Source organism: Geobacillus sp. PK12 (assembly GCF_004123125.1).
In the GTDB taxonomy this organism is placed as follows: Bacteria; Bacillota; Bacilli; order Bacillales; family Anoxybacillaceae; genus Geobacillus; species Geobacillus zalihae.
In genome coordinates, this window is the sequence record NZ_SDKL01000029.1 from 19606 (window position 1) to 45541 (window position 25936).

The 25936-nt window shown below is 53.1% G+C and carries 28 protein-coding genes and 1 pseudogene; 17 read left to right on the top strand and 12 right to left on the bottom strand.

From position 1 onward, the window contains the following. Positions 1-71 precede the first annotated feature (71 nt). The 3 genes and pseudogenes from ETR37_RS10335 (at position 72) to ETR37_RS10350 (ending at position 3445) form a co-directional block, all read left to right on the top strand. On the top strand, positions 72-707 hold the full coding sequence (locus ETR37_RS10335; RefSeq protein WP_015376094.1) for an FMN-dependent NADH-azoreductase: 636 nt from the start codon (positions 72-74) through the stop codon (positions 705-707). Positions 708-1265: 558 nt separating this feature from the next. Further along, positions 1266-1361: pseudogene (locus tag ETR37_RS10345) on the top strand (FMN-dependent NADH-azoreductase); the annotation flags it as partial. A 173-nt stretch (positions 1362-1534) separates the two neighbouring features. Then, positions 1535-3445 carry a SpoIIE family protein phosphatase gene (locus tag ETR37_RS10350; RefSeq protein WP_060788162.1) on the top strand — a complete coding sequence of 637 codons (1911 nt, stop codon included), beginning with the start codon at positions 1535-1537 and terminating at the stop codon, positions 3443-3445. A 37-nt stretch (positions 3446-3482) separates the two neighbouring features. On the opposite strand, the gene ETR37_RS10355 is transcribed toward ETR37_RS10350, so the two are convergent. The 3 genes from ETR37_RS10355 to ETR37_RS10365 are packed head-to-tail and all read right to left on the bottom strand — an operon-like array spanning position 3483 to position 5051. Then, positions 3483-4256: a sigma-70 family RNA polymerase sigma factor gene (locus ETR37_RS10355; protein WP_060788137.1), complete on the bottom strand. Its 774-nt coding sequence runs from the start codon at positions 4254-4256 to the stop codon at positions 3483-3485. After that, a complete protein-coding gene (rsbW, locus tag ETR37_RS10360; RefSeq protein WP_060788138.1) occupies positions 4216-4704 on the bottom strand; it encodes an anti-sigma B factor RsbW in 489 nt (162 codons plus the stop codon). Before rsbW ends, ETR37_RS10355 begins: the two co-directional genes overlap by 41 nt. Next, positions 4701-5051 (bottom strand): STAS domain-containing protein, encoded by a 351-nt coding sequence (locus tag ETR37_RS10365; protein ID WP_011232889.1) that lies wholly within the window; start codon positions 5049-5051, stop codon positions 4701-4703. Before ETR37_RS10365 ends, rsbW begins: the two co-directional genes overlap by 4 nt. Before the next feature lie 388 nt (positions 5052-5439). Here ETR37_RS10365 and ETR37_RS10370 point away from each other — a divergent pair, with 388 nt between their 5' ends. The 4 genes from ETR37_RS10370 (at position 5440) to ETR37_RS10385 (ending at position 8614) form a co-directional block, all read left to right on the top strand. Further along, positions 5440-6129 (top strand): uracil-DNA glycosylase, encoded by a 690-nt coding sequence (locus tag ETR37_RS10370; protein ID WP_060788163.1) that lies wholly within the window; start codon positions 5440-5442, stop codon positions 6127-6129. 18 nt (positions 6130-6147) lie between these two features. After that, the gene (locus ETR37_RS10375) at positions 6148-6447 is read left to right on the top strand and encodes a YwdI family protein (protein ID WP_033011021.1); all 300 of its coding nucleotides are present in this window, start codon (positions 6148-6150) and stop codon (positions 6445-6447) included. Positions 6448-6918: 471 nt separating this feature from the next. Next, entirely contained in the window at positions 6919-8172 is a 1254-nt protein-coding gene (gene iscB / locus ETR37_RS10380) for an RNA-guided endonuclease IscB (RefSeq protein ID WP_240673893.1), read from the top strand. Positions 8173-8242: 70 nt separating this feature from the next. Further along, positions 8243-8614: a DUF423 domain-containing protein gene (locus ETR37_RS10385; RefSeq protein ID WP_015376087.1), complete on the top strand. Its 372-nt coding sequence runs from the start codon at positions 8243-8245 to the stop codon at positions 8612-8614. A gap of 52 nt (positions 8615-8666) precedes the next feature. Here ETR37_RS10385 and ETR37_RS10390 read toward each other — a convergent pair whose 3' ends face one another. From ETR37_RS10390 to hemQ, 5 genes are all read right to left on the bottom strand, one after another. Next, complete coding sequence (locus ETR37_RS10390) at positions 8667-9569, bottom strand: prenyltransferase (RefSeq protein WP_014196992.1); 903 nt, start codon at positions 9567-9569, stop codon at positions 8667-8669. A gap of 19 nt (positions 9570-9588) precedes the next feature. Then, complete coding sequence (locus ETR37_RS10395; protein WP_014196991.1) at positions 9589-10089, bottom strand: hypothetical protein; 501 nt, start codon at positions 10087-10089, stop codon at positions 9589-9591. Positions 10090-10223: 134 nt separating this feature from the next. After that, complete coding sequence (gene gerQ, locus ETR37_RS10400; protein WP_015376086.1) at positions 10224-10811, bottom strand: spore coat protein GerQ; 588 nt, start codon at positions 10809-10811, stop codon at positions 10224-10226. Positions 10812-10829: 18 nt separating this feature from the next. Then, on the bottom strand, positions 10830-11276 hold the full coding sequence (locus ETR37_RS10405; protein ID WP_011232884.1) for a cell wall hydrolase: 447 nt from the start codon (positions 11274-11276) through the stop codon (positions 10830-10832). 321 nt (positions 11277-11597) lie between these two features. After that, complete coding sequence (hemQ, locus tag ETR37_RS10415) at positions 11598-12344, bottom strand: hydrogen peroxide-dependent heme synthase (RefSeq protein ID WP_011232883.1); 747 nt, start codon at positions 12342-12344, stop codon at positions 11598-11600. 228 nt (positions 12345-12572) lie between these two features. Here hemQ and pta point away from each other — a divergent pair, with 228 nt between their 5' ends. Next, positions 12573-13553, top strand: a complete 981-nt coding sequence (gene pta / locus ETR37_RS10420; RefSeq protein WP_033011017.1) for a phosphate acetyltransferase — start codon at positions 12573-12575, stop codon at positions 13551-13553. Between the two features lie 423 nt (positions 13554-13976). After that, positions 13977-14828, top strand: a complete 852-nt coding sequence (lipL, locus tag ETR37_RS10430) for an octanoyl-[GcvH]:protein N-octanoyltransferase (protein ID WP_033011015.1) — start codon at positions 13977-13979, stop codon at positions 14826-14828. A 144-nt stretch (positions 14829-14972) separates the two neighbouring features. Here the strand turns inward: lipL and ETR37_RS10435 are convergent, their stop codons facing one another. Then, positions 14973-15626 (bottom strand): RsfA family transcriptional regulator, encoded by a 654-nt coding sequence (locus ETR37_RS10435; RefSeq protein ID WP_033011014.1) that lies wholly within the window; start codon positions 15624-15626, stop codon positions 14973-14975. Between the two features lie 175 nt (positions 15627-15801). Here ETR37_RS10435 and ETR37_RS10440 point away from each other — a divergent pair, with 175 nt between their 5' ends. The 3 genes from ETR37_RS10440 (at position 15802) to ETR37_RS10450 (ending at position 18004) form a co-directional block, all read left to right on the top strand. Then, positions 15802-16029, top strand: a complete 228-nt coding sequence (locus tag ETR37_RS10440) for a YuzB family protein (protein WP_025948348.1) — start codon at positions 15802-15804, stop codon at positions 16027-16029. Positions 16030-16173: 144 nt separating this feature from the next. Beyond that, positions 16174-17472, top strand: a complete 1299-nt coding sequence (locus ETR37_RS10445; protein WP_013524829.1) for an HD domain-containing protein — start codon at positions 16174-16176, stop codon at positions 17470-17472. A gap of 13 nt (positions 17473-17485) precedes the next feature. Beyond that, a complete protein-coding gene (locus ETR37_RS10450) occupies positions 17486-18004 on the top strand; it encodes a YwgA family protein (RefSeq protein WP_013146644.1) in 519 nt (172 codons plus the stop codon). Between the two features lie 182 nt (positions 18005-18186). On the opposite strand, the gene ETR37_RS10455 is transcribed toward ETR37_RS10450, so the two are convergent. Further along, positions 18187-19488 carry an NCS2 family permease gene (locus ETR37_RS10455; protein ID WP_033004744.1) on the bottom strand — a complete coding sequence of 434 codons (1302 nt, stop codon included), beginning with the start codon at positions 19486-19488 and terminating at the stop codon, positions 18187-18189. 98 nt (positions 19489-19586) lie between these two features. Continuing rightward, positions 19587-19775 carry a 2-hydroxymuconate tautomerase gene (locus tag ETR37_RS10460; RefSeq protein WP_025949649.1) on the bottom strand — a complete coding sequence of 63 codons (189 nt, stop codon included), beginning with the start codon at positions 19773-19775 and terminating at the stop codon, positions 19587-19589. 131 nt (positions 19776-19906) lie between these two features. On the opposite strand from ETR37_RS10460, the gene ETR37_RS10465 reads away from it, so the two are divergent. Both ETR37_RS10465 and ETR37_RS10470 read left to right on the top strand, forming a co-directional pair. Beyond that, positions 19907-20575 carry a site-2 protease family protein gene (locus tag ETR37_RS10465; RefSeq protein WP_013146641.1) on the top strand — a complete coding sequence of 223 codons (669 nt, stop codon included), beginning with the start codon at positions 19907-19909 and terminating at the stop codon, positions 20573-20575. A 19-nt stretch (positions 20576-20594) separates the two neighbouring features. Beyond that, entirely contained in the window at positions 20595-21110 is a 516-nt protein-coding gene (locus ETR37_RS10470; RefSeq protein ID WP_060788143.1) for a YwhD family protein, read from the top strand. A gap of 131 nt (positions 21111-21241) precedes the next feature. Here ETR37_RS10470 and ETR37_RS10475 read toward each other — a convergent pair whose 3' ends face one another. Continuing rightward, entirely contained in the window at positions 21242-23287 is a 2046-nt protein-coding gene (locus tag ETR37_RS10475; protein ID WP_129447227.1) for a transglycosylase domain-containing protein, read from the bottom strand. Positions 23288-23544: 257 nt separating this feature from the next. Between ETR37_RS10475 and speE the strand changes: the two genes are divergently transcribed. The 3 genes from speE (at position 23545) to ETR37_RS10490 (ending at position 25933) form a co-directional block, all read left to right on the top strand. Beyond that, positions 23545-24372, top strand: a complete 828-nt coding sequence (gene speE / locus ETR37_RS10480) for a polyamine aminopropyltransferase (RefSeq protein ID WP_033006446.1) — start codon at positions 23545-23547, stop codon at positions 24370-24372. 13 nt (positions 24373-24385) lie between these two features. Then, positions 24386-25261, top strand: coding sequence for an agmatinase (speB, locus tag ETR37_RS10485; RefSeq protein ID WP_081132706.1), 876 nt, complete (start codon positions 24386-24388; stop codon positions 25259-25261). A 240-nt stretch (positions 25262-25501) separates the two neighbouring features. Next, the gene (locus ETR37_RS10490; RefSeq protein WP_011232869.1) at positions 25502-25933 is read left to right on the top strand and encodes a YwiB family protein; all 432 of its coding nucleotides are present in this window, start codon (positions 25502-25504) and stop codon (positions 25931-25933) included. The last annotated feature ends 3 nt before the right edge of the window (positions 25934-25936 follow it).

Here is a 25936-nt window from a genome sequence, read left to right on the forward strand (position 1 = left end):
ACAATTGTATGCCGCTTCAACAAAGTGCAAACACTAAAGTGCCGAGATCATCACGAAAGGGAGTATGCATCATGACAAAAGTATTGTACATCACCGCCCATCCGCACGACGACACGCAGTCTTACAGCATGGCGGTCGGAAAAGCGTTTATCGACACATACAAACAAGTGCATCCGGATCATGAAGTCATTCATCTCGACTTATACAAGGAATACATTCCGGAAATCGACGTCGACGTGTTCAGCGGCTGGGGCAAACTTCGCTCCGGGAAATCGTTTGAAGAGCTGTCTGACGAAGAAAAAGCGAAAGTCGGGCGGATGAACGAGCTGTGCGAGCAGTTTATTTCCGCCGACAAATATGTATTCGTCACGCCGATGTGGAACTTTTCGTTCCCGCCGGTGTTAAAGGCGTATATTGACGCCGTGGCGGTCGCCGGCAAGACGTTTAAATATACGGAACAAGGGCCGGTCGGATTGCTTACTGATAAAAAAGCGCTCCACATTCAAGCGCGCGGCGGTTTCTACTCCGAAGGCCCGGCGGCGGAAATGGAAATGGGCCATCGGTATTTAAGCGTCATCATGCAATTTTTCGGTGTTCCGTCATTTGAAGGGTTGTTTGTCGAAGGGCATGCGGCGGTGCCGGAAAAGGCGGAAGAAATTAAAGCGAACGCCATCGCTCGGGCGAAAGACTTGGCGCACACGTTTTAACGGGAGGCCGAGTATTGCGCGGGAAATGGCCGCAAACTTGGCTTGGGAGCCTCTTCATCCGGAGAGGCTCCTTTTTTATTGGACAAACCAAACGGCCGTGACGTTCATATACGCTGGTGGGGAGCCGTATGGTATAGCCTGATCAATAAAGTCCCTATTTCTTCGTGAGAAATTTTCCTCGATAAATACATAAAACCCCAGCACCGAAGTACTGGGGCAAAAACCATGAATTCCCCGCTGACGGGGTGAAATGGCCTGCGACGCGGCAGGCAACTTATCATTAGGTTATGATTCTCTTGGCGATAATATGCAAAGAGAGGAACCATTTAGGCTCCTCTCCGTTGTCAAAACAAACGAATCCACGTTTTTTCACGTGTGAAATGGTCTGTGACGAGACAGACAACTTATTTTGTACTCTAAGTATAGAAAAAACCTAGGGAAATGTCAATACGTCATAAATACGTCGTCAATACATTGTAAATACGTTACAGGTCAAATACCCATTTTACACGGTTCATATTTTGTCGTTGCAGGATATCTCCCACCACCAATAGAATGGTATTTGTCGAAGGGCATGCGGCGGTGCCGGAAAAGGCGGAAGAAATCAAAGCGAACGCCATCGCCCGGGCGAAAGACTTGGCGCACACGTTTTAACGGGAGAACGGGTATTGCGCGGAAAATGGCCGCAAACTTGGCTTGGGAGCCTCTTCATTCGGAGAGGCTCCTTTTTTATTGGACAACCAAACCGCCGTGACGTTCATATACGCTGGTGGGGAGCCGTATGGTATAATAAACCATATAGAATGAAGAGTGGGGGTTCCTCGTTGGTGAAGGAATACGAACGATATCGCCTGGTGCGTCTGCACAGCGCGATGGCCGTGCTGGCGGCCGGAATGTTTGGCTTGCTTCTGTTTGCGGCCGGCCGGCTGCCTGTTTCGCCCGGATTCTATCATTCTATTCATCTTGCCTTAGGGCTCGCCGTGGTGGTCGTTTGCTGGCTTGTTGCCGTGCAAGGGTGGGCCGTGTTTCCGCATACGTTGTCGCTGGAGCGGCTGATGATGGGGGCGCTGTTTTTCTCCTCAGGCTTGTTGTTTTCGCTGCATGTTGTCTTGTCTTTTGCATCTGATGGTGTGGAAGCGTCCCCTTTTTCGCTCTCGGCCCGATTGACGCTTGCCTGGGGGCTTCTTTTTCTGTTTTCGCGCCGCGATGAGGTGATGGAGCGTCGCAGCGGCCAGCGTTGGCAAGCGTTTTTCGCCGCTTTTGCTTATGCGGCGGTCGTTGGGCTATTCATCCATTGGGTAGCGCCGCTTTGGCCGGGAGACGGGACAAGCCGCTGGCCGCTCTGGTGGAAGGCCGGCGAAGGGATTGCCGGTTTGCTCGATGCGGGCGCCGCTTTGCTTGTATGGCGTCGTTGGCGGCAAGGGAGTTCCCGATCCTTCCTGTACTGGCTGCTGGCGTTATGGTGGTTTGCCCTCGGCCAATGGCTGCTTATGCTTGGCGGCGGCCATGCGCTATGGGGGCAGCTGTATGAAATGGCCGGATTTTTGTATGTCGTGCGTGCAATGTACGTCGAGACGGTCGAAAAACCGTACGTGGAGCTGAAACAGCACAAACAGCAGCTGGAAATGATGGCGAACGCCCTTGGCGAGGGATTGATGATGTTAAACCGCGACGGCCGGATCGTATGGATGAACCCGGAAGCGGGCCGTTTGCTTGGCCTTGATCCGGAGGAAGCGAAAGGGAAGCCACTGTTTTCGTTTGTCTCGCTCGCCGGGCCGGATGGGTCCGCGTGGGACTGGAAGCGGCTGCGCCGTGTTGTCAAACAGCTGAAAAGCGGCGAGGTGATTCGCGTCGAGGAGGAGCCGTTTCGCCGCCATGACGGCGTGTGCCTGCCGGTCGGCTACACGCTGGCGCCGGTGATGGAAAACGGTGCGCTGACAGGGCTTGTCGCCGTTTTGCGCGACATGACGGAGAAAAAAGAGAAAGAGCGGCTTGAGCGCGAGAGGGAACAGCTCGACTTTGAACTGTCGCTTGCCGCGAATATGCAACGGGCGCTTTTGCAGACATCGTCGAAGGCGGATTTGCCTTCGTACGTCGACATCAGCGTCCTCAGCGTCCCTGCCCGAGTGTTGAGCGGCGATTTTTATCACTTTGCTGTCCATCAAACATCGGTGTCCGTCGGCATTGCCGATGTATCGGGAAAAGGCATTCCAGCGGCAATGCTCATGACGCTGATGAAATTTATTCTGGACCGGACCGTTCATTACGGAACGCAGCCGCACGTGTATCTTGACCTGCTGAACCGATTCGCCTACGACTACACCGAGCCGTCGATGTTTGTCACGATGTTTGTCGGCAATTACAACGAAAAGACGCATACGTTCTCGTACGCGTGCGCTGGGCACGAACCGGCGCTTTGGTACCGGGCGAAAACGAAACAATGCGTCCCGCTGCACGCCAAAGGATGCGCGCTCGGGTTGTTTCCGCAATTTTCGTTTGAGACGAAGTCGGTAGTGCTCGAGCCGGGTGATTTTGTGTTGCTGTACACCGATGGGGTGACCGAAAAACGCGGCGAAGAGGCGGACGATGATTTTTCCGTCCTCGCCTCGATGGTTGCCCGCGTCAATTTGGACCAGCCGGCAGCGCAAATCGTCCGCGATTTGTACGAGCATATCAAGGCGTACCACCAATACGAACAAAAAGACGACCAGACGTTGTTGTTGCTCCGCCGCCGCTGATGCCGCCCTAGCCGGCCGGCGGCGGCGTTTTTGGCTGTTACGACGGGTAGGCAGCGGCCAGCTGCCGTTTCAGCTTTTCGATCGCCCGCTTTTGAATGCGGCTGATCGTCATTTGCGAGACGCCAAGCCGTTCAGCGAGCGACCGTTGCGTCTCGCCGCGGCGGAAGACGGCGTCGATGACGATTTGTTCTTGCTCGCTCAGTTTGCCGATCGCCTGCTCTAAATCCATTCGCTCGATCAGCGACTCGATTTCGTTCGCTTCATCCGCGACGAATTCACCGATCGTCGTCGCATCCTTTTCCCCGTCTTGCACCGGGGCGTCGAGCGAAATCGCCTGGTAATGGTCGCGGCCGGCTAAAATCTCGATCGTCTCTTCCACCGATAAGCCTAAATGGGCGGCAATTTCATCTATGTTCGGCGACCGCTCGAGCTTGACGGTCAGTTCGTCGATGGCTTGCTGCACTTTGCTTCCTTTCTCTTTCACCCGGCGCGGCACTTGGATATACCACGCTTTGTCGCGCAAATAGTTTTTCATATAGCCGATCAAGCTTTTCATCGCATACGATTCAAAGTTTGTTCCTTGGTTCGGGTCGTAATGGTCAAGAAGGCGCAAAAACGACAGCCGGCCGACTTGAAACAAGTCTTCGTAAAAATCAGGGCGGCTGCGCGCCATTTTTTTCGCTGCGGCCGCAATGAGCGGCTCAAAACGCACGAGCAACGCTGTCGCCGCTTCTTCCGTCTTCGTTTGTTGATAGGCGGAAATAAGGGCGTCAAGCTTGCTCTTGGACAGAGGAGGGGGATATACATTCATGGGCATGCTCTCCTTCGCCGCGATGGCGGAATTTCGTCAGGCGGACTTCCGTTCCGCCTTTGGTCGTGACGCGGACGTCATCCATGAGTGCTTTCATTAAAAAGAGGCCGAGGCCGCCGACTTTCACATCTTGGAGTGGCTTGCCGGACAGCGACGCCGCCTGTTTGGTCGCCCGTTTGTAGTCAAACCCTTTTCCCTCATCTTTAATGACGATGGAAAGCGCATCGGCGCTCATCTCAAAACGGAGGTGAATATCGCCGCTTCTTCCGTTGTAGGCGTGAAGCACGACGTTGTTGCACGCTTCGGAGACGGCGACTTTCATATCTTCGATTTCTTCATAGGAAAATCCCATTTTGGCAGCCAGCCCGTATAACGTCAAACGCACGATGTCAAGAAACTGTGCATCGGCTGGAATCGACAGCTGTACGATCGTTTCGTGCTCTTTCATGATTGGCCTCCGATCCTTTCTGACGCATCGTTCATTTCGGAAAAAAAGTAGGATACTCCAGTTAAATCGAACAGACGCCGCACTTTCGGCGGCACGTTTTCAATGGCAAACGGCGCCCCGAGTTGATGCCGCGTTTTTAACAGCGCTACAAACATGCCGATCCCGGTGCTGTCAATATACGTTAAATCTTCGAGACGAAGAACGAGCGGTTTGGACGCATCGCCGGCGAGCGGTTCGACGGTGCGTTGAAATTGCTCGGCTGCCGCCAGGTCCAGTTCGCCTTTTATGTATACAACGTGCCGATCCGGCTGTTCGTCATGAACAAGACGGAATTGTTTCTGATCCATTTCTTTCACCCCACTGTGCGTTTGATGGATATCCCGGTGTTGCGTTGGCGCCGACGGCTTAGCTTGTCCGGCCTTTGGCGTTTACGCTTTCTATACCCATATTTTATACTTGTTGAAACAGGGAATGTCGAATGAAAAGGGGACATGATGATGGAAAGATGGAAACAATGGGCGAAGAGAATAAAAAAGGAGATTTTTGTCCTCTATTCCGCCTGCCGCGACCGGCGTGTTCCGGTTTGGCTGCGGCAGGGGATTGGCGCATTTCCTGTTGGGGAAACAGGTTTCGCTATGGTTGCCTCAATCTGAACATTCACTTCGCTTTGACGCTGGTGTCTTTTGGGCTACAATGATAAAAGGGAAAAAGCCGATGGCAAAGGAGTTGCTCGCAATGCTGATTCTCAAAAACGACTGGGCTCCGCTGCTTGAAGAGGAGTTTCAAAAGCCGTACTACGTAAAGCTGCGCGAGTTTTTAAAAGAGGAGTACCGGACGCGGACGATCTATCCCGATATGCACGATATTTTCAACGCCCTTCATTATACACCGTATGCAAACGTCAAAGTCGTGCTGCTCGGGCAAGATCCGTACCACGGCCCGGGGCAGGCGCACGGGCTTAGTTTTTCCGTCAAGCCGGGCGTGCCGGTGCCGCCGTCCTTAGCGAACATTTTTAAAGAGCTGCATGACGACCTTGGCTGCTATATACCAGATAACGGCTATCTCGTCAAATGGGCTGAGCAAGGGGTGCTGTTGTTAAACACGGTGTTGACGGTCCGCCGCGGCCAGGCGAACTCCCATCGCGGCAAAGGGTGGGAATATTTCACTGACCGCGTCATTGAGCTCGTCAACGAAAAAGACGATCCGGTCGTCTTTTTGCTTTGGGGCCGGAACGCGCAAGAGAAAAAAGAACGGATTACGAATCCGCGCCATCTGATTATTGAAGCGCCGCACCCGAGCCCGTTTTCCGCCGCGCGCGGCTTTTTCGGCCATCGCCCGTTTTCGCGGACGAACGCGTTTTTAACCAAGCACGGACGCGAACCGATCGATTGGCAAATCGAGAACATCGGCGCCCGCGCTGAATGAAGAAAGGGGGAAGACATCATGACGATCTCTTTGGCGGCGGTTGTCGCCAAAATGGAAGACGAATTGCGCAAGGCAAAGGCGGCCCATGACCCGCAGCGGATGCGTGAACATGTCGCTGCCATTCGCGTTTTATGCGATTTGATGTTGGAGGCAACAAGCCATCCGCAGCCGTCCGCTTCGTCTGCCGCAGCCGGGCCGCTTGTCGTCGGCGGGCCGATTTCGGTTGCTGGCGGGCTTTCGCTTGGAGCCGTTTCTGTCGGGGGACGCTCCCCTGACATTGACGATGAGGCGAACGGAGAGTCGTTGCTGGATTTCTGAGAGTGGGACAGCGAATCCCCGTGGAACGGCCTTCTCCACAGGGATTCTTGATCAACAGAACTCCTTTAAACCGCTTGTCCTTGTTTGCGCCAAAAAACAAGAAGCGGTTCACCGGCTTGGATGCGGGTCTTGCCGGTGGCGCTCCCGATTGACCGGTTCTGTCGAGTGAAGTGGCTGACATTCATTAGTAATTTGTTGTCGGGGAACATTCCCATTATATTAGTCAACTACCCACCACTTAAAGCCTAACGGCTTTTGAAGTGGGGGCTTGGCAAGCCCTAGTTGACTACCCTCAGCCATTCAATGGCTACGTTGGAAGGGTCATGACACTTACGGATGCTCCTCCAGTCCGTAACCCTGTCGCAGATGGTTAAAAGCTCTGATGGGTAGGAGCGGTGCTGTCTGCCGAACAAGCCCTTCCAACATTGGGGAGGAGGAACTCACTCCTGAAAGGAGGTACACGTCTTGTTCGTGTACATTATCAATAAGCATGGAAAACCACTCATGCCATGCTCACCAAGGAAAGCAAGACTTTTGCTAAAACAGAAGAAAGCAAAAGTAGTAAGAAGGACACCTTTTACCATCCAGCTTTTATATGGTAGCAGTGGTTACAAACAACCCGTGTCATTGGGTGTTGACATGGGGACACGACATGTAGGAATTTCTGCAACAACAAAGAAAGATGTGCTGTTTGAAGCGGAAGCGCAACTTCGAACAGATATTGTGGAATTACTTGCTATACGGAGACAGTTCCGTAGAAGTCGAAGAAACAGAAAGACTCGCTACCGAGAAGCCAGATTTCTTAACAGAAGAAAACCAGAGGGATGGTTACCACCATCTATTCAACACAAAATCAACTCGCATATAAAGTTGATTGACTTAGTTCACAATATTCTCCCTGCCACATCTGTCACTATTGAGGTAGCAGCATTCGATACACAGAAATTAAAAAACCTAAATATCCGAGGGGTGGAATATCAACAAGGAGAACAAATGGGGTTTTGGAATGTTAGAGAGTATGTTCTATACAGAGACAATCATACTTGTCAATATTGCAAAGGAAAAAAGAAAGACCCTGTTCTCCAAGTGCATCATATTGAAAGTCGAAAGACAGGAGGTGATTCACCAGATAATCTGATCACTCTATGCAAAACATGCCACCATGAAATTCACGAAAAAGGGCTTGAGCATATATTTCAACGCAAACGACCGCCTATGAGGGATGCTAGTCAGATGACCGCCATGCGATGGGCAATGTTTAGTAGGATAAGAGAAAAATACTCGCATGCAAATATCACATACGGGTATATCACCAAATGTATTCGCATTGCTAATGGACTGTCTAAATCTCATATGGTGGATGCTCGTTGTATTAGTGGAAATCCACTAGCCAAGCCAAGTGGCACGGTTTATCTTCTAAAATTCGTTCGAAAAAACAACCGTCAATTGCATAAAGCAACCATCTTAAAAGGCGGAAAACGAAAATCAAACAAAGCTCCACGATTTGTCAAAGGGTTTCAACTGTTTGACAAGGTGGTATACGAAAGGAAAGAATGTTTTATATTTGGCAGAAGAAGCAGTGGTTATTTTGACCTTCGGCTGTTAGATGGCACAAAAGTGCATGCTTCAGCAAGCTGGAAAAAGTTAAAAAGAGTTGAGCATGCTAGTACATTGTTAATTGAAAGGAGGAAGGGCGATTCCTCCCCGACTTTCGCTCTCGCTTAGAAGTCGGGGTCTCCTCGCCAAAGAAGATGAATGAGGGAAAACAATCTTTCATTAGAAAGGCGGAACAGCTATGAAAACATTCGTCCTTCTCGGCGCGCTCAATGCGTTTTTAGCCGTCGCATTGGGAGCGTTTGGCGCGCACGGGCTTGAAGGGAAGATTCCGGATCGTTATTTGGAGATTTGGAAAACGGCGGTCCAATACCAGATGTTCCACGCATTAGGGCTGCTTGTTGTCGGATTGCTCGCTGGCAAGGCGCCAAATGTCGGGCTGATCGGTGCGGCGGGCTGGGTGATGTTCGCCGGCATCGTGTTGTTTTCCGGGAGCTTGTACGTATTAAGTGTAACGCAGATTAAGCCGCTTGGCGCGATCACTCCGTTTGGCGGCGTCGCTTTTTTGGTCGCCTGGGTGATGATCGGATATGCGGCGTTAAAATGGTTGTAAACGGAGCGCAGGAGCGGAGCGCTCCGTTTTTTTGCCGCCGTCCCTCTCCGCTCTATAGCGAAAGCCATAGACTCAACGTCAACAACAGTCCAACGGCCCAATGATGGCGGGCGGCCCATTTCATGCCGCTTCTTTCCTCGGTTCGACTAGCGCCGGGGCGGAAACAGAGACGAAGCCGGATGGCAAGCGGCATCGCGAGCCCTGTGACCGCGGCAAGCAAAGGAACGATATGCCAAACGATCAAAGCAGCAATGGACAAGTAGGCGGAGACGAGAAGAAGCCCGAGAAGGCGCACGGCGTTGTTCCGTCCGAGCCGGATGGCTAATGTGCGGCGAAACGGCCGGTCTTTTTCGATGTCGCGGATGTTGTTTGTCAAAATCATCGAGGCGATCAGCAAGGCGAACGGGATGGACAAGGCAAACAGAGCGGTGTCTGGAACATGCCCTTGTACGGCATAAGCGAGTGCGGTCACGACCGGCCCCATGCAAACGGCGGCGGTCAACTCACCTAAACCGAGCGAGGCGAGCGGACGCGGCCCGGCTGAGTAGGCGATCCCGCAGATGATCGCTGCGGCGCCGATCCACGCGATGGCTGGATCGCTTTGCCACGCCAAGTACGCGCCTAACGCAACCGCGACGGCCAGCATGGCGCCAGCAACGGCAGGGATCGAGCGATGGGCAGGTCCATGGCCATGCCCGTTCGTCCATTTGTCATCGTCTTGGCCGCGCAACCGATCAAAATAGTCATTCAGCATGTTGACGGCTGACTGAATCAGCACAGAGGCGGCTAACATCGCCAGCAGCACCTCGATCCGAACGGCGCCCTTTTTCGCCGCCAGCGCGGTGGCGGCCAGCACAGGGCTGATCGTTCCGCTCCATGTCGGCGGGCGCATTAAGTGAAGCCATGAAAAACGGTAAACCCAATGCCGATCTTCTTCACGATGTTCATATCGCAATGCGAACCCCTCGTTTCCGTTAGGAGAGTAAAAGCATGCATACGATGAGCACGACAAATCCGGCCGCTTCGACCGACTGAACGGCAATGATCGAGGTCATCGCTTTTTTTAACGGCGCATCGTCACCGCCATTGGCTTGGCGCCAAAGGTCTTCATTGGAAAACACCGTCATCGCCTTGCGGTAGCCGACGAACATCCCCCAAGCGAGCGTTGCGATGCCTGTGAGAAGGGCGGTCAGCCATACACGGCCATAGGCGGTCTGCCATACATCTGCCCAACGGTTGATCGGTCCGGCGGCTGTGCCAAGCCATATGCCAGTGGCGATGACGACGGCACTTGCCGCGGCGAGCGGCCGATGCGACCACTGCATGAGCGAGCGGAAAAATTGCCGGCGCTCAAGAGGCGGCATGAATTGGGAGGCTGGATACACTGCCCAGCCGATGAATGCCACGCCCCCCACCCACATGATCGCCGCGATAAGATGTACCCCCAGCAGGAAATCACGCGACGTCCAAACCATCAGTAGACACCTCTTTTGTGTCATTTACCACCATTATATAAGGCCGTGTAGTAGCAGCTTGTGATGGCCATCACGTCAACCAAAAAAAGAAGGTTGCCATCGGCAACCTTCTTGTCAAAAGACAGTTTTTCCGTTTAGCGTGGAGAATACGTAGCAAGCGGTGTTGCGGCTGTAGCACCGGCAAACGGATATTCGTAGGCGATTTCTCCTTCAAACGTGACGTAATCGAGGTAAATCATCGGGATCAAATAGCGTGTGCCTGTTTGTGGGTCGCTTAAAATGACATGGTCACGTCCAGCCGCTTCAATGACGCCGCGAAACACCTTGGCATTCCACTCACGGTTGTTTTCAAACGTCGCATAGATAGTGGCAACTTTTCCTTTGTTTAACCGTAAAATGTTTTCAATGTACGATTCTTCAATCGGCAGCATCCCTGGAATCGATGGGCCGGTGGTGGTCGGCATCGGTGTCGGGGCCGTAAACGTCGGCGCCTGCAAACCGAACGTCGGAGCGGCGGCTGTCGCCGGTGTCATCGTTGGAGCGGCAGCCGCTTGCGGATAGTAATAATACGGGTACGCCGCCGGATAGTACGGCTGCGGATACGGATAGCCGTATGGATAGGATGCATACGGTTGTTGCCGTTCTTGACCGAACGGCGAATAATAAAATGATTGTTGCTCCTCATCAAGTGGATAAAATTGATTTTCTGGATTGTTCGGCATAAAGAACCCTCCTCAATATTAAGAATAGACACGTGGGCAGTCGGATGGAGTCGGTGCAAAAAAGCAATGCGATTTGTAGCGGCCGACGTTCCACTGGCCAAACCATTGCGGTGGGCACGGTTGACCTTCAGGTGGTTTAAAAAACCAAAGGGCGTTTGTCGCTGGGTGGTAGCGCCAACCGCGGAGCACTTGGCGGGCTAGGCCGATGTCCACTTCGCGCGCCCGTTGGTAAAAGTACCCTTTTTGCACCGCCTCAAAGCCTCCCGGGCTTTGAAACACCATTTGCCGGATAGAGCGGATGCCGCGGAAGTCAAGGCAGTCGGCGATGACGCGGTTGACGCCGACGTTGCCGACCATGAGCATCCCAAGCCGCCCGTCTCCTTCCGCTTCGGCTCGCATGAGCCGAGCCAACAACTTCACTTCCTCTTCTGTGTGGGCTACAATGGAGGGAGCGATCTGACCCATATCGTCACCTCAGTCGTTGTGAATTTCGACAGTAATAGGCTATTGATGGAACAGGAAAATGGTGACAGACAGACAGACGATTTCTCGGAGGAATTTCTGATTTATATGTATGGGGCAGTTGGGCTGGATATGACAGAAACAGGGGAGGTTGACCAAAAAGGGAAACCCGTTGCGCAAGAAAGACCCGTAACATGATGTGCAAAGGGATGACGGCGGAAGAAATCGCTCGTTTGGCTGACCTTTCAGGGGGAGGAGCTCGCCGGTTGCTTGAAGAACAGGAAAATAAGCGAAGGGGCCCTGCCGCGTTTGGGCCCCTCTTTTTTATACATGGAAGAACGAAGGAACTTTTTCCACCGACAAGCGAGTGCCGACAAAAAATGAACCAAACTCGCCAAAGCGGGCGCTCACTTCATCAAAGCGCATTTCATAGACGAGCTTTTTGAACTGGAGCGCATCATCCGAAAACAAGGTGACGCCCCATTCAAAATCATCCAAGCCGACCGACCCGGTGATGATTTGCGTCACTTTGCCGGCGTATTTTCGGCCGGTCATGCCGTGGGCGCGCATCAGTTCGCGCCGCTGTTCCATCGACAACATGTACCAGTTGTCGTTGCCTTGGCGCCGCTTGTCCATCGGATAGAAGCAAATGTAGTTCGTTTTCGGCAAAATTGGATACAAACGGCGGCGCACCTCTGGAATTTGGTACGGATCTTCGCTGCCGGACGCCAAGTAGTTGCTCAACTCCACGACTGAAACGTACGAATACGCAGGTAATAAATAGTCGGCGAGTTTCGTTTTGTTAAGCGCTGTTTCGATTTCATGCAGCTCATCCAGCGTCGGCCGCAAAATCATGAACAAAATATCGGCTTTTTGCCCGACGATCGTGTAGACGGCATGGCTTCCTTGCTTCTCGCTTTCCGTCGTCTCCCATTGGTCGACAAGCGCTAAAAACTCACTGATCGCTGCCTCGCGCTCTTCGTTTGGAAGTGTTTTCCACGCGCTCCAGTCGATCGTGCGGAAATCGTGCAAACAATACCAACCGTCCAACGTTTGGGCCGCTTCGCTCATCATCGTCACTCCTTTATTCAATCAATTGTACAGTACCACTATATCATAGTTTGGCCAAAAAAGCGGGTGTCCGTGCATAAAGCAAAAGATACTGAATTGTTCCAAAAGGTGAATTATTGATTGGACGGGCTTACGATCGTTGCGTTTTCGTATCGAAGCGGTATGCTTAATGTAGAGAAAGGCTGATGCCTGGAGACAGGCGGGCCAACCGTGAAGGAGGCATGAATCGTGACAACCGATTTATTTACGGCATTAAAAGCGAAAGTAACCGATACGGGTCGAAAAATCGTGTTTCCGGAGGGAACCGATGACCGCATCTTAACGGCGGCGAGCCGTTTGGCGACGGAGCAAGTGCTTCAGCCGATCGTCCTTGGCGATGAGCAAGCTGTGCGGGTGAAAGCGGCGGCGCTTGGCTTGCCGCTTGAAGGGGTGGAGATTGTCAACCCGCGCCGCTACGGCGGGTTTGATGAGCTAGTTTCGGCGTTTGTGGAGCGGCGCAAAGGGAAAGTGACAGAAGAAACGGCGCGCGAGTTGCTTTTCGATGAAAACTATTTCGGTACGATGCTCGTTTATACGGGAGCGGCCGACGGCCTCGTCAGCGGGGCGGCCCACTCGACGGCGGATACGGTCCGACCAGCCTTGCAAATCATTAAAACGAAGCCAGGCGTTGGCAAAACGTCCGGCGTGTTCATCATGGTGCGCGGCGACGAAAAATATGTGTTTGCCGATTGCGCCATCAACATTGCTCCTAACAGTCATGATTTGGCTGAAATCGCGGTCGAGAGCGCCCGGACGGCCAAAATGTTCGGCCTTACGCCGCGCGTAGCGCTGTTAAGTTTTTCCACGAAAGGGTCGGCCTCGTCGCCGGAGACGGAAAAAGTCGTTGAGGCGGTGCGGTTGGCGAAAGAAATGGCGCCGGATCTGATCCTTGACGGTGAGTTTCAATTTGACGCCGCGTTTGTGCCAGAGGTGGCGAAAAAGAAAGCGCCGGACTCGGTCATTCAAGGGGACGCAAATGTCTTTATTTTCCCGAGCCTTGAGGCGGGCAACATCGGCTACAAAATCGCCCAGCGCCTTGGCGGCTTTGAAGCGGTCGGCCCGATTTTGCAAGGGCTGAACAAGCCGGTCAACGACTTATCGCGCGGATGCAGCGCCGAAGACGCCTACAAGCTCGCGCTCATCACCGCGGCGCAGTCGCTTGGGGAGTAAAGAGGCGGCGAACTGAGCAAGAGGAGTCGGAACCGGTTCGTTTTGCCAAAGAATGGGCGATCTCTTGTTTCATGCATGGATTCGTGTCAAAGAAGGCGGCTGGCTGCTGTTTAGCCGCTTTCTTTTTTAACGGATTTCCGAAAGAAGTCTTCCATCTCAAGGAACGCGAAGGGTGTAACCCAGTGAGTAGGTGGGAGATNNGCCAACGAATAGGATAGAATATGGCTAGAACGGACACCTTCGGAACGAAGGGAAGCGTAAAGGGTTCTTGTGTGTGGCTTACCGTTCGGCGAACACGCACAAGTCGCTTGAAGCCTCCACCTCTAAGCGAAGCGTAGGTGGCGGGTAGTTCACTGGCCGTAATCGTTCCAATTTGATGTGGTATAATGAGAGCGGAACGTTCAACGTAAGGGGTTTGCTGCGATGAGCCATGAATTGCTGCGGCAGCCGAAATGGCGGGTCATCGACCAGTCGCATTTCGGTCCGCTGTTTGATGCGAAACAATCGTTTGCCATCGATGATGCATTATGCACCGCGGTTGGCGCGGGACAGTCGGATGCGGTCGTCCGCACGTGGGTGCATGAGAATACCGTCGTCTTAGGCGCCGCTGATACGAAGCTTCCGTACATCGATGAGGCCATTTCGTTTTTGCGCCAGGAAGGGTATCGCGTCGTCGTCCGCAATTCCGGCGGGTTGGCCGTTGTCCTTGACAGCGGGGTGTTGAATATTTCGCTCATTTTTCCGGAAACGAAAAACACGATTGCCATCGAGCAAGGGTATGAGGCGATGTATGCGCTCATGGCCGCCATGCTTGCCTCATACGGCGCCCGCGTTGAGGCGGGGGAAATCGTCGGTTCGTATTGCCCGGGGAGCTATGACTTGAGCATTGGCGGCAAAAAGTTTGCCGGCATTTCGCAACGGCGCGTGCGCGGCGGCGTTGCCGTGCAAATCTACCTTTGCGTCAACGGGAGCGGAGCCGCGCGGGCTGAGCTTATTCGCCGTTTTTATGAGCTCGGCCGCCAAGGAGAGAAAACGAAATTCGCCTACCCCGATGTTGTCCCAACTGTCATGGCGTCGCTGTCTGAGCTTCTCGGCTGCGAGTTGTCGATCGATGAGCTGCTTGTCGCCCTTTGGCGCACGCTGCAGTCGTTTGGCGGCGAGCTGTATTCGTCTGCCCTCGAGAACGGCGAATGGAATTGGTATGAGCAGTATTGGGCGCGCATCGTCGAACGGAATGAAACGGCGCTCAGCGGTGCGCTTTCAGCAGGGGAGTAAGGGAAGCAGTCCGTCCGGCGGCAGGCGAAGAGCCTGCGTTCATCGCCTGACGCCGCCGGCGGACAAAAAGGATGCCCCGTGTCTCGGCCGCACCGGAGAGAGTGCGATCAAGGCGCAGCCATGGATAGGGCATCCTCATTTTGTTTATTCTGCTATTTTTTCCAAGTTGCCGTTCGGGTCCATACGGAAGGTCAGCCCCCGCTCTTCTTCCTCTTTTAACACCATTTTGCGCGCTCGGTTGATGATTTTCACGAGCGTCTCGAAATCTTCTTGCACCGTTGACGAGTTTTCTTCTAATTTCGCAACCTTTTCTTCAAGCTCTTTATTTTTTTGCTTTAATTCTTCAATTTCGCGGCGCAGCCGCTCGTTTTCTTTGATCAGCGTCTCCCGTTTCCGTTCATGGGATTGGAACGTTTTCAAAAAAGCGATCACTTGATCCAGCGTCACTTGTTGCGGCGGGGAGGATGGGATGACGGCAGGCAGCTGCATCACCTCTCCCAGCTCCTCGAGTGATGGCATCGGCGGCTCGTACAGACGCCGCTTTTTCGCGCCGCCTTGTTTGGCGAGCAGCCGTTGCCGTTCTTTTCGCTGTTTTTTTGCCAACTGCAATGCTTCTTCGTAGCGATGGCGGACGACCGCGTTCCAGCGAAAGCCGCAGGCGGCCGATGTCCGGTTCAGCCTGTCGCCGACTTCTTCAAAGGCGTTGAGTTGGGTGCTCCCTTCACGCACATGGCGCAATACCGTTTCCGCCAATAATAAATCGTCTTCTTCCGTCCAAGCGTCTTGCCGTTGTTTCACTGTTCTCCACTCCTTCTTTCAATGCTAGTAAAAGCATGGACAAAATAAAATGAATTTATACGTTGCAAGTTTACAGGATTGACAAGTTGAAAGAATGAAAGGCCGCAAACTTGCAATTTTCTTCGGGAAGCGGTAGAATACACAAAGCAAACGCTGCAGAAAGGGATGACGCATAATGGCAAATGAGTTTCGCGTTTGCGACGACTGCAAGGCGCCGAATTTAAAAACATTGATTCCGCGTTTGAAAAAGCTGGATCCGGATGCGGTCATTAAAATCGGCTGCCAGTCGTATTGCGGTCCGGGGCGGAAAAAAACGTTCGCCTTCGTCAACAACCGCCCGGTGGCAGCGCTGACGGAGGATGAGCTGATTGAAAAAGTGGCTGAAAAGCTGAAAAAACGGTGACGAATCACCTTCTTTGCCGAAAGAAGGTGATTTTTTGTTTTTTCCGTCAATAATGGAGAAAGACGGAGAAAAAAGTCAACTATTTCTTTGCCAAAAGAAACGGCGTATAATAGATGTATGTTGGAGACGGAAGAGGAGGATGCGATGTATTCCGGCGGGCAGCTTGACGAAGAAAAAGTGTTTAAAGATCCGGTGCACCGATACATACATGTTCGCGACAAAGTGATTTGGGATTTGATCGGCACAAAAGAATTTCAGCGCCTGCGCCGCATCAAGCAGCTCGGCACGACATATTTGACGTTTCACGGCGCCGAGCACAGCCGGTTTAACCATTCGCTCGGCGTTTACGAAATCATCCGCCGCATCATTGACGACGTGTTTGTCGGCCGCGATCATTGGGATCATAGCGAGCGCCTTCTTTGCCTATGCGCGGCGCTCTTGCACGATTTAGGGCACGGCCCGTTTTCCCATTCATTTGAAAAGGTGTTTCGCCTCGACCACGAAGATTTTACACAGGCCATCATTTTAGGCGATACAGAAGTGAACGCCGCCTTGCGCGAAGTGGGCGACGATTTTCCGCAAAAAGTGGCGGAAGTGATCGCCAAAACGTACCCGAACAAGCTTGTGGTGAGCCTCATTTCGAGCCAAATTGACGCCGACCGGATGGATTATTTGCTGCGCGATGCGTACTACACCGGCGTCAGCTACGGCTATTTTGACATGGAGCGCATTTTGCGCGTCATGCGCCCGCGCGAAGACCAAGTCGTCATCAAACGAAGCGGCATGCATGCGGTCGAGGATTACATTATGAGCCGCTACCAAATGTATTGGCAAGTGTATTTCCATCCTGTGACGCGCAGTGCGGAAGTCATTTTAACGAAAATTTTGCATCGGGCGAAAAAGCTGTATGAAGAGGGGTATCGTTTTCAGACGAAGCCGGTCCACTTTTTGTCGTTTTTTGCAGGCAATGTGTCGCTTGGCGATTACTTGGCGCTGGATGAGGCAGTCATCTTGTTTTACTTCCAGCAATGGCAATACGAACGGGATCCGATTTTAAGCGATCTGTGCCAGCGGTTTGTCCGCCGCCGCCTGTTCAAATATACGGAGTTCCATCCGACGAACGAGCAAATGGAGAAGCTCATTGAGCTGACCGGTTTGTTTAAAAAAGCGGGCATCGACCCGGACTACTACTTGGTCGTCGATTCGTCCTCGGATTTGCCGTATGACTTTTACCGGCCGGGCGAGGAAGGCGAGCGCCTTCCGATTTATTTGTTGATGCCAAACGGGGAGCTTCGCGAGCTGTCGCGCGAATCGGTGCTCGTTGACGCCATTTCCGGGAAACGGCGCACCGACCATAAGCTGTATTTCCCAGCTGATTTCCTGGAAGACTTGTCGACGAAGCGGACAGTGAAGAAAAAGATTATGGAAATTTTAAAGGGTTAGGAGATGACGGAGAGTGCTCACAGAGCATGCGAAAGTAATGAAGGCGTTGGCGGCCGCCGGGGAAATTGCCGGCCGCAAAAAGCTGCAAAAAATGATCTACATCGCGAAAAAGCTCGACTTTCCGTTTTATGAGAAGTTTGACTTCCACTTTTACGGCCCGTATTCGGAAGAGCTGACATGCCGCATCGAAGAGCTGTGCGCGCTCGGCTTTTTGCATGAAGTGAAAGAGAAAAAGAGCGGTTATATGCAATATCGCTATACATTGACCGAAGCGGGCGAACAGTTTTTGCGCCATTATGACTGGGACATGCCGGGCTTGGCGGAGTGCATGCAAGCGATGAACGAACAAAATGCCCGTTTTTTGGAACTTGTGTCCACCGTGCTTTATTTTGAACATTTGCCGAAAGACGAAGTGAAAGAGAAAATTGCGGTGTTAAAAAGCAAGCAGCGCTATACGGAAGAAGAAATCGAGGAGGCGTACGCGTACATTGAGGCGCTGCGCAGCCGATGCCACAACAAAGCCCGCGTGTAGGCGGGCGGAAAAAGCTGCTTCAACGTATCATCAGTTGGCCATAGACGAAAAGGGGTTGACCCAAAAGGCCGTCTGTCTTCAGGATAGACACAAAATATAGTGCGAAAGAAGCGGTTAGTGCGTATATATGAGACGAAAGAGGGTGTCCCGATCCTTTTGGGACACCTCCTTCTTCTTTTTGGTTAATGCGGCAAAAACGCCAGCTGCAAAAAGAACAGCACGGCAAGCACATACAGCAGCAACGGCACATCGCGCCAGCGGCCGCGGGCGATTTTTAAGAGCGGGTACGAGATGAAGCCGAGCGCGATGCCGGTCGCGATGCTGGAGGTGAGCGGCATGCTTAAGATGATGAGAAAGGCTGGGAACGCCTCGTCCAGTTCGCGCCAATTGATATGGGCGATGTTGCTGATCATCAAGCTTCCGACGATAATGAGCGCCGGGGCGGTGATGGCGGATAACCCGGCGACCGCGCCAACCAGCGGGCTGAAAAAGGCCGCGATGACAAACAGTACAGCGACGGTGAGCGCCGTCCAGCCGGTGCGTCCGCCAGCGGCGACGCCGGTTGACGACTCGATGTACGCCGATGTCGGGCTTGTGCCAAACATGGCGCCGATGGTCGTCGCGACCGAGTCGGCCAAGAGCGCCTCGCGGGCGCGCGGCAGCGTGTTTCCTTTCATCAGCCCGGCTTGCTGGGCAACGCCGATCATTGTGCCGGTCGTATCAAACAGCGTGACAAGCAAAAAGGAGAAGACGACCGCGTACAAACTATGACCGATGACGTCCCCGATGGCCGCGAATGGATTGGTAATGATCAGCCCTTCTGGAAGCGACGGCAGCGAGACGATACCTTTGTCAAAGTGAAGCTGCCCGGTCGCGTAGGCGATGACGCCGGTCGCGACCATGCCGTAAAAGAGCGCGCCGTTGACGCCGCGCATCATGAAAACGAGCGTCACCGCCAGGCCGATGAGCGTCAACACGGCCGACGGGGCATGCAAGTTGCCAAGCGCGACCAAATTTTGCGGATGGGCTTGGATAATTCCGGTCAGCCGCAGGCCGATAAAGGCGATAAACAGCCCGATGCCGGCGGTGATGCCATGTTTTAAGCTGTCGGGGATCACTTCGATCAGCTTGCTGCGGAGCGGGGTGAGCGACAGCAACAAAAACAGCAATCCCGCGACAAACACAGCGGAAAACGCGGTTTCGTACGAAATGCCGCCGTGCGAGCCGACGACGGAATAGGCAAAATACGCGTTCAGCCCCATGCCGGGGGCAATGGCGATCGGATAGTTGGCGAATATTGCCATCCACAGCGTGCCGACGACGGTCGCGATGACGGTGGCGGTGAACGCCTGTTCAAACGGGACGCCGGCGTCTGATAAGATGACCGGATTGACGACGATGATGTACACCATGGTGAAAAAAGTCGTCAGTCCAGCGAGAAACTCTGTTTTGCGATTGCTGGCATGGTGCGGAAGACGAATCATAGGCAACCTCCTAAAGGCGAACAATATGAAAGACAACTATAATAATATTCGTTTTTATTCCAAAAAGCAACGGGGACGCCCGATGGCGCCCCCGTTTGTTACTCCGCATCGCTCAGCCGTTTTCCAGCGATGGCGTAATGGTCTTTCGTCATTTCCTCGATGAACACAACAACGCTCTCTTTTTTCGCCCCGGTTGTCTCTACAACGGCGTCGGTCACTTTTTCCACCAGCGCTTTCTTTTGCTCATCCGTGCGGCCGGCGAGCATTTTGATCGTGACATACGGCATCATCATTCCCCCATTTCCTTGTCGAGTGCTGTCGCGCTTATTATACCATGGAACCGTGAAGTTCAGTCCACTTTTGGCGGTAAATCATGTATACTAAGGATAGTGAATACAGGGGAAAAGGAGTTAATCAAGTGGAACACATTTTGCCGTATTCGTTAAGCGAAATTCCGTACGTGCTGTTGACGCTGGCGCTGGCGTTTTCCGTGCATGAGTTCGCTCATGCATACGTCGCCTACAAGTTCGGCGATCCGACGGCGAAAAACGAGGGACGGCTGACATTGTCACCGTTTGCCCATTTGGATTTGCTTGGCACCCTGCTGATTTTTCTCGCTGGGTTTGGCTGGGCGCGCCCGGTGCCAGTCAATCGCTTTTATTTCAAAAATCCGCGCCTTGCCGGCATTCTCGTGTCAGTTGCCGGACCGCTGAGCAACCTCGTGCTTGCCGCGCTTGGATTTGTCATTTGGTACGCGATGATCGATTTCGGCATCATGCGGGCGCTGCCGGATTGGTTTGCGGCCGGGTTTGATCTGTTTTTCCAAATTTTTATCAGCTTGAACGCTGTCTTGTTTGTGTTTAATTTATTGCCGTTTCCGCCGCTTGATGGGTATCGTATTATTGAAGACTTGGCCCCGGATGGGCTGCGGGCGAAAATGACGCAATGGGAAAACTACGGGGCGCTCATTTTTCTTATCCTTGTGCTCACGCCGCTTGACCGATATACGATTGAGCCGGTGTTTCAAGTGGCGCTGCCGTTTGTATTGGAAAATTTGCAGTCGTTGGTCGCCAATTTGTTTATGTAAGGAAGGAGGAACAAGCGGAATGGAGCAAAAAAAGAAAAAAAACATCGGCTTTAATATCATCAAAGACGATCCGACCGACGGGCACCGCGGCTTTGGCGCCGGGGCGTTGAGCTTAGAAAACGTTTCGCCGGTCATCATTGACGTCGAAGCGGGCGAAGCGTTCGTCGATATGGGGGCGATGCATGCCCGCAGCTCTGTTGAGCGCGGCATCAAGTTTTTGCCGGACCGTTCCGCCGTGCCAAACGGCAAGCCGTATTGGATCGTCTGGGTGACGATCGAGCGCCGTGAAGACGGCCCGTATTACGCCGGGGTGACGGCGTGCGAAATGACGATCGACCGTGAGGCGCGCCGCGGCTATAAGTTATTGCCGGAACATGTGAACCGGCTCGATAAATCGCTAAAGCGGCACATTATTGTCGATCATATGGACGCGAAATCAAAACGGGTGCTCGCCGACTTTTTGAAAGGGCACGACATTGGGATGTGGAACCGTTCGAGCGACAAGCTGAAACAAGATTTGGAAGTGGAAATGTGACGGTTTTGTGAAAAGATATGGGCAAGGGCTTGTTCTCGTTTGGAAAAAAGGATAAACTAAATCTACATGTATAACACAGGAAAACTAGGACAAGAAAATCCCCTGCGGGCAAACGCAGGGGATTTTCTTGTTTAAAACCATGGGAACCATTTCTCGAACCAGCTTTTTCCGTCTTCTTTTTTCTTCTTTTTCTTTTCCAAATGGTCGGTGCAATAGTCGGTCGGTTCTGTACCGATGAGATAGTACGTTTTTCGTTTCACCGGACAGGAGTCGGTGGCCAGCTTGCCGTTTTGCGGGTCGATGTAGACGCCGATGACGCCTTTGGTCGGTTTGAACGATTTTTTCGGTTCGCCGGCGAGGCTTTGTTCCATAAAGTGAACCCATATTTGTTTGGCATATTGCCTTTCGGCAGGACGATCCATCGTTTCCCCGCGGTCGTAGCCGGTCCAGACGCCGGCGACAAGTTGCGGGGCGAACCCGATCATCCAACTGTCCGTTTTCGTCGTTCCCGACTTGCCGGCGTACGGACGCGTGATGTCATCGATGATGGACTGCCCGGTGACGGTTGTATAGCCGTTAAGCTTTGGGTCGAACATCCCGGTCATTAAATGGGTCGTCACAAACGCCGCGTCGCGGTCGAGCACTTGCCGGCTCTCCGGCTTATGTTCATATAGCACGTTTCCGTTTGCATCCACGACTTTTTGAATAAACACCGGTTCGGTTTGTTTGCCGTAGTTGGCCAGCGTGCTGTACGCGGCGACCATGTCGATCATTTTCACCGGCGATGTGCCGAGCGCCAACGACGGCACTGCTTTCAATCTGCTTGTGATGCCGAGCGCTTTCGCTGTGTCGACGAGTTTGTCGGCGCCGATGAACTGGAGCGTTTTCACCGCAAAGACGTTGTCGGATACGGCGAGCGCCTCGGCGAGCGTGATCGGGCCGTTGGCATAGTAGTCATTGTAATTATGGGGGGTGTACGACGATCGGCCGCCGTTAAACGTAAATGTCGTCAGCTCGCTGCGCAGTTGGGTCGATGGGGTGAATCCTTGCTCGATCGCCGCGTAATACAAAAACGGCTTAAATGTCGACCCTGGCTGGCGTTCCGCCTGCACGGCCCGGTTGAACGGGCTCTCTTCGTAGTTGCGTCCGCCGATGAGCGCCTTTACTTCCCCTGTGCGCGGATCCATGGCCACCAATGCCGCCTGGATGGCAGAATGGGGACTGATGACTTGCTTAACTTGTTCTTCGGCGATTCGCTGCAGGCGTCGGTCGAGCGTTGTGTAGACGCGCAGCCCCCCGAGCTCAATCGTCCGCTCATCAAGGCCAAGCTTCGTGCGCAGCTGCTGTTTCACAACATCTTGGAAATACGGGGCCACAGGCTGCTCTCGTTCGCGGTGGCGGACGTAGACGAGCTTGTCGCGGTACGCCTGCTCCGCTTCTTCGCGGCTGATGTAGCCGGCTTCCACCATGGAGGTGAGCACGATTTTTTGCCGCGCTTTCGCCCGCTGTTCATTGACAAACGGCGAGTAGTAATACGGCCCTTTCGGAATGCCGGCCAGCATCGCCGCCTCGCTCAGCGTCAGCTCGCTCGCGTGCTTGCCGAAATAATAGCGAGCCGCTGCTTCAATGCCGTAGGCGCCATGGCCGTAGTAAATCGTATTTAAATAGCCTTCTAAAATTTTTTCTTTGCTGTAATTGGCTTCAAGGCGGATCGTGTACAGCGCTTCCTGGATTTTTCGCGACCACGTTTTTTCATGCGTCAAAAACAAGTTGCGTGCATATTGCTGGGTGATCGTGCTCGCTCCTTGCACTTTGTCCATGGCCTCGAGATTGGCGAGCACCGCGCCGGCGATCCGTTTCAAGTCAAATCCGTGGTGTTCGTAAAACTTTCGGTCCTCAACGGCAATCGTCGCCTCGATGACGTGCGGGGAAATGTCACCGAGATGAACCCAGTACCGCTTTTGTCCATGGTCGCTTTCCCCGATTTTGCTGCCGTCAGCGGCATAAAAAATCGTCGTCTGCGGCACGGCGACCGGCGGGGCGCCTTCGATTTTCGCGAACAACACAAAGCTCCCGAGAGCGGCGAAGGCAAAGATGGCGAGAAAAAAGCCGATAAAGACGGCGGCGCGCACATATTTCCACGTGCCGCGAAAACGGCTGCCCGGGATCGGTTCCATTGCGCATCACCTCAACGGTTTTGGCGTTGTTTTAGACATGCGGGCGGACGCCCGGCTGAATGCGCCGCCTTGCTTTTGTCAAGGCTTCGCCAGCGAGGTTTTCCGCTTTTTCTTACCAGTATGAAAAAAAATTTTTTATTTTAAACTTGTTCCTCTTGCATTTTTGCTAGATTGCTCTATACTTTTTCATGTTTAGTTTTTCGTTGGCTAAGGAAAACTTGTATAGTAAGCAACGCTCGGAGAAAGGATGTTACCGAATGGAACTTTGGTTTACCGAAAAGCAAACGGAGCATTTTGGCATCACCGCACGCATCATCCGCACTTTACATACAGAACAGACGCCGTTCCAAAAACTTGATATGGTCGAAACGGCGGAGTTTGGCAACATGCTCATTCTAGACGGCATGGTCATGACAACGCAAAAAGACGAATTCGTCTACCATGAAATGGTCGCCCACGTGCCGTTGTTCACCCACCCCAATCCGGAAAACGTGCTTGTCGTCGGCGGCGGCGACGGCGGCGTCATTCGTGAAGTGCTGAAGCACCCAAGCGTCAAAAAAGCGACGCTTGTGGAAATTGACGGCAAAGTGATCGAGTGCTCGAAAAAATACTTGCCGGAAATCGCTGGCCAACTTGACGATCCGCGCGTCGAAGTGAAAGTCGATGACGGGTTTATGCATATCGCCAAAAGCGAAAACGAGTATGACGTCATTATGGTTGACTCAACCGAACCGGTCGGCCCAGCGGTCAACTTGTTCACAAAAGGGTTTTACGCCGGCATCGCCAACGCGTTGAAGGAAGACGGCATTTTCGTCGCCCAAACGGACAATCCGTGGTTTAAGGCCGATTTGATTCGCAACGTATACCGCGATGTGAAAGAAATTTTCCCGATCACCCGTTTGTATACGGCGAACATTCCGACGTATCCGAGCGGGCTCTGGACGTTTACGCTCGGCTCGAAACAATACGACCCGCTCGCTGTGAGCGACGACCGGTTCCATGACATTGAGACGAAATATTACACGAAAGAATTGCACAAAGCGTGTTTCGTCTTGCCGAAATTTGTCGCGGATTTAACGAAGTAAGGGGGCGCAGGCAATGCGATTTGATGAAGCCTATTCGGGCAACGTGTTTATCGGCAGCCATCCGAATTTTGAAGAAAGCGAAGCGGTCATTTACGGGATGCCGATGGACTGGACGGTCAGCTACCGGCCTGGCTCGCGGTTTGGCCCGGCCCGCATCCGCGAAGTGTCAATCGGGCTTGAGGAGTACAGCCCATATTTGGACCGCGAACTCAAAGACATCCGCTACTTTGACGCTGGGGACATTCCGCTCCCGTTTGGCAACGCGTCCCGCAGTTTGGAGCTGATTGAACAGTTCGTGAAAAAGGTGCTTGACGCCGGCAAATTTCCGCTCGGCCTTGGCGGAGAGCATCTTGTCTCCTGGCCGGTCATGAAAGCGGTGTATGAATACTACCCGGATTTGGCCGTCATTCATATGGATGCGCACACGGACTTGCGCGAACATTACGAAGGCGAGCCGCTGTCGCATGCGACGCCGATCCGCAAAGTCGCTGACTTGATCGGCCCGACGAATGTCTTTTCGTTCGGCATCCGCTCCGGCATGAAGGAAGAGTTCGAATGGGCGAAAGAAAACGGCATGTACATCGCCAAGTTTGAAGTGCTTGAACCGCTCCGCTCCGTGTTGCCGAAGCTCGCTGGCCGTCCGGTGTATGTGACGATTGACATCGATGTGCTTGATCCCGCTCATGCCCCAGGCACTGGGACGGTCGATGCCGGCGGCATTACGTCAAAAGAGCTGCTTTCGGCCATTCACGAGATCGCCCGCTCCGACGTGCGAGTCGTTGGCGCCGATCTGGTGGAAGTTGCACCGATTTATGACCATTCCGAACAAACGGCCAATACGGCGAGCAAGCTTGTGAGAGAAATGCTGCTTGGCTGGGTGGCGAAGTGAAAAATGAGAAAAAGCGCCTAAATCGCCAATGTGCGGGGGCGCTTTTTTCTTTGGTGGGACAAAAGATGCAGGAATATGAGCGTACGTTTTATTTAAGGAAAAACAACCTTTTGGGTCAGTCCCTTTTTTTGCCCACTGGAGCGGAAATCTGCCATCGGGTTTGTCCCCTCTTGAATGGAGCGAAACAGTTCATTATACTATGAATTATGACTGTTTGTTCGCAAAGGTGTGTTCATCGATATGAAGGAAACAAACGGCATCCCGGCGCGCCTCCGCCAAGTGGCTGTCATTCGCGACGGTCCGCGCCAAGAGACGGTTGTGCTTGAGGCGGATGGCACGTATTACATAAAAGGGGAAACCGTTTATTTGCAGTTTGCCGAAGAAAACGAACTCGGGCGGGTGAACAACATTGTGAAAATCGCGCCTGACGAGGTGACCGTCCTTCGTTCCGGAGCGGTCGAGATGCGGCAAACGTTCCGCCGCCGCCAAGAAACATCGGGCCATTATGGGACAGCGTTTGGACGATGGGCGCTGGCGGCCAAAACGAGCTCCATGGAGTTTCACTATGATGAGCAGCGGAAAAAGGGGCGGCTCTTTCTTTCCTATGAACTGATGCTAGGCGATGAGCGAAGCGGGCGCCATACGTTGACGTTGACATTTAAGGGGGTATAAGCG

Excerpts from the sequence above, each read along its gene's own strand:
- gerQ (WP_015376086.1), bottom strand. The coding sequence starts at position 10,811 with ATGCCGAACAATCCAGAAAATCAATTTTATCCACTTGATGAGGAGCAA.
- ETR37_RS10470 (WP_060788143.1), top strand. The coding sequence starts at position 20,595 with ATGGAGCAAAAAAAGAAAAAAAACATCGGCTTTAATATCATCAAAGAC.
- ETR37_RS10460 (WP_025949649.1), bottom strand. The coding sequence starts at position 19,775 with ATGCCGTATGTCACGATCAAAATGCTCGCCGGCCGCACGGATGAGCAA.
- ETR37_RS10490 (WP_011232869.1), top strand. The coding sequence starts at position 25,502 with ATGAAGGAAACAAACGGCATCCCGGCGCGCCTCCGCCAAGTGGCTGTC.
- rsbW (WP_060788138.1), bottom strand. The coding sequence starts at position 4,704 with ATGAAAGAGCACGAAACGATCGTACAGCTGTCGATTCCAGCCGATGCA.
- ETR37_RS10355 (WP_060788137.1), bottom strand. The coding sequence starts at position 4,256 with ATGAATGTATATCCCCCTCCTCTGTCCAAGAGCAAGCTTGACGCCCTT.
- ETR37_RS10475 (WP_129447227.1), bottom strand. The coding sequence starts at position 23,287 with ATGGAACCGATCCCGGGCAGCCGTTTTCGCGGCACGTGGAAATATGTG.
- speE (WP_033006446.1), top strand. The coding sequence starts at position 23,545 with ATGGAACTTTGGTTTACCGAAAAGCAAACGGAGCATTTTGGCATCACC.
- ETR37_RS10385 (WP_015376087.1), top strand. The coding sequence starts at position 8,243 with ATGAAAACATTCGTCCTTCTCGGCGCGCTCAATGCGTTTTTAGCCGTC.
- ETR37_RS10405 (WP_011232884.1), bottom strand. The coding sequence starts at position 11,276 with ATGGGTCAGATCGCTCCCTCCATTGTAGCCCACACAGAAGAGGAAGTG.
- hemQ (WP_011232883.1), bottom strand. The coding sequence starts at position 12,344 with ATGAGCGAAGCGGCCCAAACGTTGGACGGTTGGTATTGTTTGCACGAT.
- lipL (WP_033011015.1), top strand. The coding sequence starts at position 13,977 with ATGAGCCATGAATTGCTGCGGCAGCCGAAATGGCGGGTCATCGACCAG.
- ETR37_RS10365 (WP_011232889.1), bottom strand. The coding sequence starts at position 5,051 with ATGGATCAGAAACAATTCCGTCTTGTTCATGACGAACAGCCGGATCGG.
- ETR37_RS10370 (WP_060788163.1), top strand. The coding sequence starts at position 5,440 with ATGCTGATTCTCAAAAACGACTGGGCTCCGCTGCTTGAAGAGGAGTTT.
- ETR37_RS10395 (WP_014196991.1), bottom strand. The coding sequence starts at position 10,089 with ATGGTTTGGACGTCGCGTGATTTCCTGCTGGGGGTACATCTTATCGCG.
- ETR37_RS10375 (WP_033011021.1), top strand. The coding sequence starts at position 6,148 with ATGACGATCTCTTTGGCGGCGGTTGTCGCCAAAATGGAAGACGAATTG.
- ETR37_RS10445 (WP_013524829.1), top strand. The coding sequence starts at position 16,174 with ATGTATTCCGGCGGGCAGCTTGACGAAGAAAAAGTGTTTAAAGATCCG.
- speB (WP_081132706.1), top strand. The coding sequence starts at position 24,386 with ATGCGATTTGATGAAGCCTATTCGGGCAACGTGTTTATCGGCAGCCAT.
- ETR37_RS10455 (WP_033004744.1), bottom strand. The coding sequence starts at position 19,488 with ATGATTCGTCTTCCGCACCATGCCAGCAATCGCAAAACAGAGTTTCTC.
- ETR37_RS10335 (WP_015376094.1), top strand. The coding sequence starts at position 72 with ATGACAAAAGTATTGTACATCACCGCCCATCCGCACGACGACACGCAG.
- ETR37_RS10440 (WP_025948348.1), top strand. The coding sequence starts at position 15,802 with ATGGCAAATGAGTTTCGCGTTTGCGACGACTGCAAGGCGCCGAATTTA.